At 62.3% G+C, this 11,045-nt stretch carries 7 protein-coding genes; all 7 read left to right on the plus strand.

Features of this window, described 5'->3' with window-relative positions; all coding sequences use genetic code 11:
* A partial coding sequence (locus B5V00_RS16360; protein WP_139800816.1) for an elongation factor 1-alpha C-terminal domain-related protein occupies nt 1–1,478 on the plus strand: 1,478 nt, incomplete at its 5' end.
* A 53-nt stretch (nt 1,479–1,531) separates the two neighbouring features.
* Entirely contained in the window at nt 1,532–2,881 is a 1,350-nt protein-coding gene (locus B5V00_RS16365) for a nitrite/sulfite reductase (RefSeq protein WP_085011882.1), read from the plus strand.
* Nucleotides 2,882–3,157: 276 nt separating this feature from the next.
* Nucleotides 3,158–4,111 carry a cysteine synthase A gene (gene cysK, locus B5V00_RS16370; protein ID WP_085011883.1) on the plus strand — a complete coding sequence of 318 codons (954 nt, stop codon included), beginning with the start codon at nt 3,158–3,160 and terminating at the stop codon, nt 4,109–4,111.
* Nucleotides 4,112–4,208: 97 nt separating this feature from the next.
* Nucleotides 4,209–5,357 carry a trans-sulfuration enzyme family protein gene (locus B5V00_RS16375; protein ID WP_085011884.1) on the plus strand — a complete coding sequence of 383 codons (1,149 nt, stop codon included), beginning with the start codon at nt 4,209–4,211 and terminating at the stop codon, nt 5,355–5,357.
* A 220-nt stretch (nt 5,358–5,577) separates the two neighbouring features.
* Nucleotides 5,578–7,953: a methyl-accepting chemotaxis protein gene (locus B5V00_RS16380; RefSeq protein ID WP_085011885.1), complete on the plus strand. Its 2,376-nt coding sequence runs from the start codon at nt 5,578–5,580 to the stop codon at nt 7,951–7,953.
* Between the two features lie 112 nt (nt 7,954–8,065).
* Nucleotides 8,066–9,229 (plus strand): trans-sulfuration enzyme family protein, encoded by a 1,164-nt coding sequence (locus B5V00_RS16385; protein WP_085011886.1) that lies wholly within the window; start codon nt 8,066–8,068, stop codon nt 9,227–9,229.
* A gap of 268 nt (nt 9,230–9,497) precedes the next feature.
* Nucleotides 9,498–10,589 carry a TRAP transporter substrate-binding protein gene (locus B5V00_RS16390; RefSeq protein ID WP_085011887.1) on the plus strand — a complete coding sequence of 364 codons (1,092 nt, stop codon included), beginning with the start codon at nt 9,498–9,500 and terminating at the stop codon, nt 10,587–10,589.
* Nucleotides 10,590–11,045 lie beyond the last annotated feature (456 nt).

Below are 11,045 nucleotides of genomic sequence, written 5' to 3' on the forward strand. Positions count from 1 at the left end.
TCGCCGACACCCCGGGGCATGAACAGTACACCCGCAACATGGTCACCGGCGCCTCAACAGCGCAGCTGGCGGTGATCCTGATCGACGCCCGCAAGGGGGTGCTGACCCAGACCCGGCGACACAGCTACCTGGTTTCGCTGGTCGGGATCCGCAACGTGGTGCTGGCGGTCAACAAGATGGACCTGGTCGATTACAGCGAGCAGCGGTTCCGGCAGATCGTCGATGAATACAAGTCTTTCGCCGCCAATCTCAGCTTCAATCAGGTGACGGCGATCCCGATTTCGGCCCTCGAAGGAGACAACATTCTCACCCGCAGCACCCGGACCCCCTGGTATCAGGGCCCGCCGCTGCTGGAGCATCTCGAAACGGTGGAGATCGCCGACAGCGCCGCCCGGCTTCCCTTCCGCATGCGGGTGCAGTGGGTCAATCGGCCCGACCTCGATTTCCGCGGTTTCTGCGGCACCATCGCCTCGGGGACGGTTCGACCGGGCGACGAGATCATTGTCACCTCGTCGGGACAGTCCAGCCGTGTCGCCCGCATCGTCACCATGGACGGCGACCTGAAAGAGGCCCGCGCCGGCCAGGCGGTGACCCTGACGCTGGAGGATGAAATCGACATCAGCCGCGGGGACACCCTCGCCGCCCCCGATTCCGTTCCGCACCATGCCGACCACTTCGAAGCCAAGCTGGTCTGGCTGCACGAACAACCGATGGAAACCGGACGCAGCTACCTGCTCAAGGCCGGGTCGACCACGGTTCCGGTCCAGATCAACGAACTGCGCTTCAAGGTCAATGTCAACAGCCTCGACCAGGAGCAGGGGGGGCAACTGCAACTCAACGAGGTCGGCGTTGCCGGGCTGCAGACCAGCGTGCCGATCTCCTTCGATTCCTACCGGGAGAACCGCGCCACCGGCAGCTTCATTCTCATCGACCGCTTCACCTTCGCCACCATCGGCGCCGGCATGATTCACCAGCCGCTGCAGTCCTCCGGCGACAACTGGCGGGCCCTGCAGCTTGACAACGCGGCGCGCGCCAGAATCAAGGGACAGCAGGCGCGCCTGCTGCTGTTTTCCGGCGATGACCGGGAGAACGCGACAAAACTGCCGGGGCTGATCGACAACCGCCTCTACAGCCTCGGACGGCACAGCTACCTGCTCGATGCCGAAGACTACCTGCAGCGGCTCGCGGACCGCGCCGGTCTCGCCGACCGGCCGCAGGCCCTGCGCCTGCTCGCGGAATCCCTGCGGCTGCTGTTTGACAGCGGGCTGATCGTGCTGCTGGCCGCCGCCCGTCTCAATGACGGGGAGCAGCAACAGCTGCTCGAACAACTCGCCGACCTGCAGCCGATCCGGGTGCTGCGTGCGGTGGAAGAGACGGCGCAGACGGCAGACGACGGGCCGACGCGACAGATCCGGATCACGACCGATGCTCCCGACGAACAGCTGGTCGCGACTCTGCTCCGGCAACTGGAGTTTTGATCCCGGACAGCCCACGACACCATCAAACCTGACGCTTCAGGAGAACGTGAATCATGAATTACGATCCGCAACAACTTCGCCTCGACGGCATCTACCAGCAGACCGGCGAGGACCGCTGGATGCAGCGCATCAAGGTGCCGGCCGGCGCCCTGGCCAGCGAACAGGGGCTCAAGGTCGCCGAACTTGCCGAACGCTATGCCGGAGGCCGACTGCACCTGACCACCCGCTGCAGCATTGAACTGCACGATCTGTCCGGCAAGGATCTGGCCGCGGTCAACCGCGGGCTGGCAAGCGTCGGTCTGACCGGACGCGGCGCCTGCGGCGGCGCCGTGCGCGGCATCTCCTGCAGTACCAGCTCCAGCGTCAATTACCCGGCCTGTCAGGCCCTGGCACGCAAGCTCCAGCGTCATTTTGCCGGCAATCCCTACTTCGAGGGGCTGCCGAAGAAATTCAAGATCGGCATCGACGGTGAAAAGGGTCGCGGACGTCACCTGATCCAGGATACGGGGCTGGTCTATGCCGGGGAAAAGGGCGGGCAGAATCTCTGGGACGTCTGGTGTGCCGGCGGCCTGGGACGCGAACCGCGGGCCGGACTGCTGCTCGGCGAACGGATCCCCGAAAGTCGCCTGATTCCCCTGATCGAAGGGCTGGTGCTGCTCTACCGTGAGCAGGTCGAAAAAGGCAAGCGCCTCAAGCACCTGGTCAAGCGGGTCGGCGAAGAAGAGTTCCGCCGCCTGCTGCGTGAAAAAACACCCGAACCACCGGCGTACCTGCCGGCCAGCGGCCTCGGTGAAACCCTCAGCGAAAGACCCGGCAGCGGGGAAGAACCGTTGACGGTTCCGATCTTCGCCGGAGAACTGGACGTCGCCGCCATGCGGCTGCTGTGCCGCCTGGCGACACGCTATGCCGACGGAGTGCTGCTGCTGACCGCCGATCAGGATATCACCCTGGTCTGTGACAGCGAGAAGCACCGCTCCGCGCTGCAGCAAAGGCTGATCCTCAAGCAGTTGGGCGAACAGGCGACCCGTCCGCAGCCGGTTTTCCGCGTCTGCCCCGGCAACCATGAATGCCGCATGGGACTGTGCGCGACGCGTGATATCGCCCGCAGCATTATCAACGAGCTGCCGCCTGCGGCCATGGGTCTGCGGTTCGCCATCAGCGGCTGCCCCAACAGCTGTTCGCAACCCCAGCTGGCCGATTACGGCATCCTGCCCCGCAAACTGGTCAAGGATGGCAACGGCAACCACAGTCCGCGTTTCGACCTGCTGAAACGCGACGGTGAGGGCCTCGGTGACATCATCGCCGAGAACCTGGACTTGCAGCAGCTGCGGGATGCGATACAACTGGAGCTGGACCCGGCTGAGCAGGCCGTGTTCGCCCCCACGGCCGACGGAATGATCTGACAGGCTGATGAAAAAAGCCCAACTGCGGCGTTGTCCTTCCCCGCGTCAACGACGTACCTTCCGGTACGCCTTATTCCGTGGGTGTGCGGACGCCTTGCATCTGGACATTTTTGCTCAGCCTGAGAAAACATAAGATCGACCCGACATTGATGCTTTCGCAAGAACGCTGTCAATGCGTTGGCCAGGCAGAAAACGCCGACAGCGAGACAAACACAGCAACGCAACTGCCGGTGCGTTGCTGCGACGCCATCAACATTAAACCAAGGAGAAATGACCATGGCCCAGATTTTCACCGACAACACCCAAGCCATCGGCGGAACCCCGCTGGTCAAGCTCAATCGCATTGTCCCCGAAGGGGCGGAGGTTTACGCCAAGATCGAAGGGCGCAACCCGGCCTATTCCGTCAAGTGCCGCATCGGCGCCGCAATGGTCTGGGACGCGGAGAAAAAGGGTCTGCTCGGCCCGGGCAGGGAGATCGTCGAACCGACCAGCGGCAACACCGGCATCGCCCTCGCCTTTGTCGCCGCCGCCCGCGGGATTCCAATCACCCTGACCATGCCCGACACCATGAGCCTCGAACGGCGCAAGGTCCTCAAGGCCTTCGGCGCCAACCTGGTGCTGACCCCCGGAGCCAAGGGGATGGGCGGGGCGATCAATGCCGCTGAAGAGCTGGCCGCCTCCGATCCCAACCGCTACCTGTTGCTGCACCAGTTCAAGAACCCCGCCAACCCGGCCATCCACCAGCAGACCACCGGCCCGGAAATCTGGGACGCGACCGGCGGCGACGTCGACGTGCTGGTCTCCGGAGTTGGCACCGGCGGCACCATCACCGGCATCTCGCGTTATTTCGAGCAGGACAAGGGCAAGCCGCTGCATTCAGTGGCCGTCGAACCGACCGACTCCCCGGTCATCAGCCAGCAGCTGGCCGGTCAGGAGATCCAGCCGGGCCCGCACAAGATCCAGGGCATCGGCGCCGGCTTCATTCCCGACACCCTCGATCTCTCCATCGTTGACGCGGTCGAGCAGGTCAGCAACGACGAGGCGATCGACTTCGCCCGCCGCCTGGCCGCCGAAGAAGGCATCCTCGCCGGCATCTCCTGCGGTGCCGCAGTCGCCGCCGCCGCGCGTCTGGCCGCCAGAGATGAGTTCGCCGGCAAGAAGATCGTCGTGATTCTGCCCGACTCCGGCGAACGTTACCTGACCAGCGTCCTCTACGAGGGGATTGTCTGACAGCCGCGATAGATATTGGACAACATCGGGGGGAAATTGAAGATTCGGGCCTGAACCGGTGCATCCAGCACCGGTTCGGGCCCGACAGGGGATACACATGAGCAGACAGAACTGGAACAGAACCAGTCGCCTGGTTCAGATCGGAACCGGCCGGGACGAGCGCACCGGAGCGATCAGCTTCCCCATCTACCCGAGCGCCACCTACCGCCATCCCGGAGTGGGACAGAGTACCGGCTACGATTACACCCGTTCCAACAACCCCACCCGGGAGGTTCTCGAACAGGCCCTCGCCGACCTTGAAGGCGGCGCTCGCGGCCTGGCCTTCAGCTCGGGAATGGCCGCCCTGACCACCCTCTTTCTGCATTTTTCCAGCGGCGACCACCTGGTCGTGTCGCAGGATCTCTACGGCGGCACCTACCGGATACTCGACCAGGTTTTCAACAAATTCGGCCTGCGCAGCAGCTACGTCGACACCACTGACAGCACCGCCGTCGCCGCCGCCATCCGTCCCGAAACCCGTGCCCTGCTGGTGGAGACCCCCGGCAATCCGCTGCTCGGGGTCGCCGATCTGAAGGTGCTGGGCGAACTCTGCCGCGAGCACGAGATGCTGTTCATCGTCGACAACACCTTTCTCACCCCGATCCTGCAGCGTCCCTTCGAGTTCGGCGCCGACATCGTCGTCCACTCGGCCACCAAGTACCTCGGCGGCCACTCCGATCTCTGCGCTGGCGTGCTGGTGGCACGTGACGAGGACCTGGGCGAACGACTCTATTTTCTGCAGAACTCGACCGGGGGAATCCTGCCACCACAGGACTGCTGGCTGCTGATCCGCTCGCTGAAGACCCTGCCGTTGCGTATCGAGCGCCACTGCCGTACCGCGATGACCATCGCCCGCTGGCTGCAGCAGCATGAAAAGATCAGCGCGGTCTATTTCCCGGGGCTGGAAAACCACCCGGGACACAGCCTCTCACAGCGCCAAGCAAGCGATTTCGGCGGCATGCTCTCGTTCCGCACCCGCACGCCCGAACAGGCCCGCCGTGTGCTGGAGCGCCTGCAGCTGATCTCCTTCGCCGAAAGCCTCGGCGGGGTCGAATCACTGATGACCCTGCCGGCGGTCCAGACCCACGGTGACATCCCCGAGCAGGACCGTCTGCGACTGGGCATCGACGACTGTCTGCTTCGCCTTTCCGTCGGCCTGGAAGAGGTGGAAGACCTGATCGCCGATCTGGACCAGGCTCTTAACTAGAGCAGACTGAAATCATGCCGAATTCTGTCCCCGGAACCCCAACCCCGCATGAACGCAAATGACTGAAAGTCCTTGCCCGATCGGGTAATTACGCTTAGACTTCAGGGCATTAATCTGCAGGCGGCCCTGTCTGCGGACTCCTGTCGGCCGCCCGGCATTCCTTTTCAGGCGCCCGCCGGCCGGGGCCACCCCGTTTATCCAGGGTCGAGGAGATCCCGTCATGCTCAACAATCTGAAACTGCGCTGGAAAATCCTGCTTGCCCTGACCGGATTGTCGCTGATCCCGCTGGTCACCATCCTGGTATTGATGACCGGGTTCACCAGTGACCTGATTCAACAGAACATGCTGCAGCAGTCACGTGAAACAGCCAGTTTCATCGAGCAGGCGATCGCCGGCACCGCTAGAGAAACCCGTAATTTCGTTGCCATCAACAGCAGCGGCACCGACATGGTCAATGCCACCTATTACGCGGCCCTGACCGGAGACACGGGACAGCTCACGGAATTGACCGAACAACTCCAGCGCCGGTTCAAGCTCGACCTGATCGAAATTCTTGATAAAAATGGCAAGGTCATGTGCCGGGCAACCCGACAGGGAGAAAACCTCCCCCGGGGAAACGAAACAGACAACTTCGTCATTGCCGACAGTCTCAAGGGCAAGCTGTCATCGGGCACCGCCCGCATCGGCGGGCGCTACAGCATCATCGCCGCGTCACCGATCCGGTTGAAGGACGAGATATTCGGACACATGGTGGCCGCCAATTTCATCGATCGTAACTACGCGCAACAGATCAAGCAGTTGAGCAAAGCCGAGGTCGCCTTCTTCGACGAACGACAGATCGTCGGCGCGTCAACCGAAAAACTGGAAAAGCTGACCCCGGCGGCCCTGACTGAAAAGCAACTGGCCTCACTGGACATCAACGGAAAACCCTACCGACTGTTTTTCGAACCCCTCGGCAACAACGACCTGAACCTGCTGATGGCCATTGACCGGACAACAGAACTCAAGAGCCGCAGAGACATGCAGCGATTGTTCGCCTCGGTGGCCGTTGCCGCCGCCATCCTCGCCATCCTGCTCGGCCTTCTCATTGCCGGCGGCATCGCCCAGCCGCTGAACAAGGTCGTTGCCGGCCTCCAGGAGATTGCTGAAGGAGAGGCCGACCTGACCCGGGAGTTGCCGGTCACCGGCCGGGATGAAATCGGTCTGCTGGCCACCAACTTCAACCGTTTCCTCAGCCGGTTGCGCGAGATGGTCAGTCGTTCCGGCAGGGTCGCCATCGATCTCGCCGACGCCAGTGAAAAAATCCGCGTTTCTTCGCGGGCGGTCAACGACGGCGCGCTGGCCCAGTCCGAGGCACTGGAGGAATCGCACCAGGCCCTGGTCGCCATTGACGCCTCGACCGGGGAGGTGGCCGAATCGATCAGCAGTCTGGTTTCGGCGGTGGAGGAGAGTTCTTCGGCCACCCTCGAACTCGGAGCCACCATCGAACAGATCGCCGGACAGATGGAAAAGCTGTTCGGCACCGTCGACGAGGTCTCCAGCTCCATCAGCGAGATGAGCGTTTCAAGTCAGCAGGTGGCGGAGAATGTCGATATCCTCAACAGCTCCACTGAAGTGACGGCCAGCAGCATCATTGAACTCGACGCCTCGATCAAGGAGATCGAAGAGAACGCCGAGCAGACCGGCAAACTGGCAGAGGCGGCAGCCCGCGACGCCGAAAGCGGCAAACAGGCGGTCGACGCCACCATCGAAGGCATCGGCATTATCCGCCAGACCGTCGACGACGCCGGCACCGCCATCCGCGAACTGGGCAACCAGTCAAACGCCATCGGTAAAATCCTCACCGTTATCGACGATGTCGCCGACCAGACCAGCCTGCTCGCCCTGAACGCGGCAATCATCGCCGCCCAGGCCGGTGAGCATGGCCGCGGCTTCGCCGTGGTCGCCGACGAGATCCGCGAACTGGCCGACCGCACAGCGATTTCAACCCGTGAGATCGGGGAGATCATCGGCCGACTGCAGGAGGGAACCCGCGACGCGGTGGCGGCGATGGAAACCGGCGCCGAACGGGTCCACCGCGAGGTGGCGCGCTCCGAGGAAGCGGGGCGGGCGCTGGAACAGATCCGCAGCAGCACCCTGAAGGCCAACGAGCAGGTGCGCTCAATCGTCCGGGCCACCCAGGAACAGAGTCGCGGCAGTCGACAGATCACCGACAGCATCAATCAGGTGACCAACATGCTGGGACAGATCGCCGGGGCGATCCGCCAGCAGAATGACAGCACCCGGCAGCTGGCGCGCAATGCCGAGGCAATGAAGGAAATCGCCTCGCAGGGCAAACTCGGTACCGCCGAACAGGCCAAGGGAAGCCGTCAGATCAATACCAGCATGGAACAGATCCGCGAGATGATCGAACGCATCGACAGCGCCACCCGGGCCCAGACCGAACGCAGCCGCGAGGTGGTACAGGCGGTGGCAACGATTCGTGAGATCGCTGAAAACAACGCCCGGCGGACCAGCGAATTCGATGCCGTGGTCGAGAGACTGACCGAGCAGATCACCGCCCTGGAAGATGAAGTCGGAGCTTTCAAGGTTTGAAGGATGTGAGATGTGAGATGTGAGATGTGAGATGTGAGATGTGAGATGAGAACTGAGAACTGAGAACTGAGAACTGAGAACTGAGCCATATGATCTTTGACAGGAAACAACAATGACTGAAAAAAACGCCTATCGCCCCGCTACTCTGCTGGTTCACCAGGGACAGGACCGTGACCCGGCAACCGGGGCGGCGACGGTCCCCATCTACCAGGCCTCGACCTATCACCATCCCGACGGGCAGCCCCGGGAATACGACTACGCCCGCAGCGGCAATCCCAGCCGGCAGCAGGTCGAGGACGCCATCGCCCTGCTTGAAGGGGGCGTGCGCGGGTTCGCCTACGGGTCGGGAATGGCGGCCATCGGCTCGGCGCTGTCGCTGCTTAAAAGCGGCGATCACCTGATCGCTCCGGACGACCTCTACGGCGGCACCTTCCGCTACCTGACCATGATCCTCCCGGATCAGGGCGTTGACGTGAGCCTGGTGGATCAGACCGATCTGAACCGGGTCGAAGAAGCAATCCGGCCGAACACCCGCGCCATCCTGATGGAAACCCCCTCCAACCCGCTGTTCAAGGTTGCCGATATCCGGGCCCTGGTGGACATCGCCCGGCGCCGGCAGCTGCTGACACTCATCGACAACACCTTCATGACTCCGCTGCTGCAGCGTCCCCTCGCACTCGGCGTCGACATCTCGATCCACAGCGCCACCAAGTTTCTCGGCGGTCATTCCGATCTGCTCGCCGGGCTGGTCACCACCGCCGATCCCGAGCTGGCCAAGGGGCTTAAACGCTATCAGAACGCCATGGGAGCGGTCCTCGGCCCCTTCGACTGCTTCCTGCTCTCCAGGGGCATCAAGACCCTCAAGCTGCGGCTCGAAGCGGCCCAGCGCAACGCCGCGCTGCTGGCCGAACGACTGCAGCAGCATCCGGCGGTGGCACGGGTCTACTATCCCGGCCTGGCCGATTTTGCCGGCCGCAGAATTCACAGCACCCAGGCAACCGGCGCCGGCGCGGTTCTCTCCTTTGAACTGAAAGATGACAAACAGGTTCAGCCGCTGCTGAAGAACGTCCGGCTGCCTATCATCGCCCCCAGCCTCGGCGGGGTCGAAACCATCCTCACCCATTGCTGGTCGATGTCGCATGCCGCCATTCCGGCCGCCGACAAGAAACAGATGGGCATCCTGCCGTCGCTGCTGCGCATCTCCGCCGGGATCGAAGATGGCGAAGACCTCTGGGAAGACCTGCAGCGGGGCCTTGTCGCCCCCCTGAATCCGTAAATTCATTGCCGGCGAACAGCACCAGACATTGACCCGCCCACGCTCTTCCGCCGCCATGAATCCACGGACTCAGGACAACCTGATCTCCAATCTCCCGACATCCGGAACCCGGTCGAAGTTTGTCGATTCCGGATATTTATTTGACAATCATAAAACAGCGTCTTATTTTGAGAACGTTCCCCCGTGAACCGGGGGATAAAATGCCTGAATCACCCTGCCGTTAAAGGTCAACCTGAATTCGGTTTCTTCCCCGAAAGGAGGCACTCTCATGAGCAAGCAGAACAGGCGTGACTTTCTCAAAAAAGCCACGGTCACCACAGCCGCCGTAGCCGCGGCAACCACCGTCGGCGCGCCGGCTGTTCACGCCAAAAAAACCTACACCTGGCGCATGGTCACCACCTGGCCGCCGCACTTCCCGGTCCTCGGTGAGGGCGCCGACAAGATGGCCGAATGGATCGAGAAAATGTCCGGCGGACGACTCAAGATCCAGGTTTACGGCGGTGGCGAGCTGGTCCCGCCGTTGCAGACCTTTGACGCCGTCAGCCAGGGCATGGTCGAAATGGGCCACGGCGCTTCCTATTACTGGGCCGGCAAATCCCCGGCCACCCAGTTTTTCGCCGCCGTTCCCTTCGGCATGAACGCCCAGCAGATGAATGCCTGGCTCTATTCCGGCGGCGGCCTTGAATTGTGGGAGGAGCTTTACGCCCCGTTCAACCTGAAGCCGATGCCGGCCGGCAACACCGGCGTGCAGATGGGCGGCTGGTTCAACCGCGAGATCAACTCCGTCAAGGACTTCAAGGGTCTGAAAATGCGGATTCCCGGCCTCGGCGGCAAACTGCTGGCCAAGGCCGGCGGCACCGCGGTCCTCTCGGCCGGCGGTGAAATCTACACCAACCTCGAACGCGGCGTCATCGACGCCACCGAGTGGGTCGGCCCCTACCATGACTACCTGATGGGTTTCTACAAAGTTGCCAAGTACTACTACTATCCCGGCTGGCACGAGCCCGGAACGGTTCTCGAAACCTTCGTCAACAAGAAGGCCTGGGACTCCCTGCCGAAAGACCTGCAGGAAATCATCACCACCGCCGCCGCCCGTTCCAACATCTGGATGCTGAGCGAGTTCGAGGCCAAGAACAACACCTACCTGCAGAAGCTGATCAACGAGCATGGAGTGAAGCTGAAGAAATTCCCCGACGAGGTTGTCACGACCATGCGGGGTTACGCCAGGGAAGTGCTGGAAGAGGTCGGCAACAAGGACAAGCAGAGCAAGAAGATCTACGAGCACTATCTCAAGTTCCAGAAAAATGTTCGCGCCTGGGCGAAGATCTCGGAAATTGCCTATGCGAAGATCACCAGCTGATTCCAACGACAGCACAATCTGAATCAACAAAGGGCGTCCCCGAACGGGGGCGCCCTTTGTTCGTATATAGCGAAGAAACCGGCGGGGGCGCCCGCCGGCGCCTTCATTTTCTTTGCTCGCGCGAAAGAAAACGAAGCAAAAGAAACGCGCCCGAATGTCTGGCCCGCTACGCGGGTTCCCTCCGTTCGGCAGACGTTTCGGGACCGGGACGAAAACTCGGCTACGCCTCAGACATTCGTCCGGCTCTCTCCCGAAACGTCCACCTCACTCCGGCGGCGACAACACGGGAAAGCAAGTCCCCTCAAAAAAAATCAGAAAACCAACAGAAACGCCCCGAACCAACAGAAATGGCCCGAGGCGGCCAAGACGTGCGTAGATACAAGGCGTCTCGCAACTGAAGAAGTGAGGTGTAGCGGCAGCTACTCCGCAGCGACTGAAGGCGCGAGCAACGCAGCA

The organism is Geothermobacter hydrogeniphilus, assembly GCF_002093115.1.
In the GTDB taxonomy this organism is placed as follows: domain Bacteria; phylum Desulfobacterota; class Desulfuromonadia; order Desulfuromonadales; family Geothermobacteraceae; genus Geothermobacter_A; species Geothermobacter_A hydrogeniphilus.

Excerpts from the sequence above, each read along its gene's own strand:
- B5V00_RS16365 (WP_085011882.1), top strand. The coding sequence starts at position 1,532 with ATGAATTACGATCCGCAACAACTTCGCCTCGACGGCATCTACCAGCAG.
- cysK (WP_085011883.1), top strand. The coding sequence starts at position 3,158 with ATGGCCCAGATTTTCACCGACAACACCCAAGCCATCGGCGGAACCCCG.
- B5V00_RS16375 (WP_085011884.1), top strand. The coding sequence starts at position 4,209 with ATGAGCAGACAGAACTGGAACAGAACCAGTCGCCTGGTTCAGATCGGA.
- B5V00_RS16380 (WP_085011885.1), top strand. The coding sequence starts at position 5,578 with ATGCTCAACAATCTGAAACTGCGCTGGAAAATCCTGCTTGCCCTGACC.
- B5V00_RS16385 (WP_085011886.1), top strand. The coding sequence starts at position 8,066 with ATGACTGAAAAAAACGCCTATCGCCCCGCTACTCTGCTGGTTCACCAG.
- B5V00_RS16390 (WP_085011887.1), top strand. The coding sequence starts at position 9,498 with ATGAGCAAGCAGAACAGGCGTGACTTTCTCAAAAAAGCCACGGTCACC.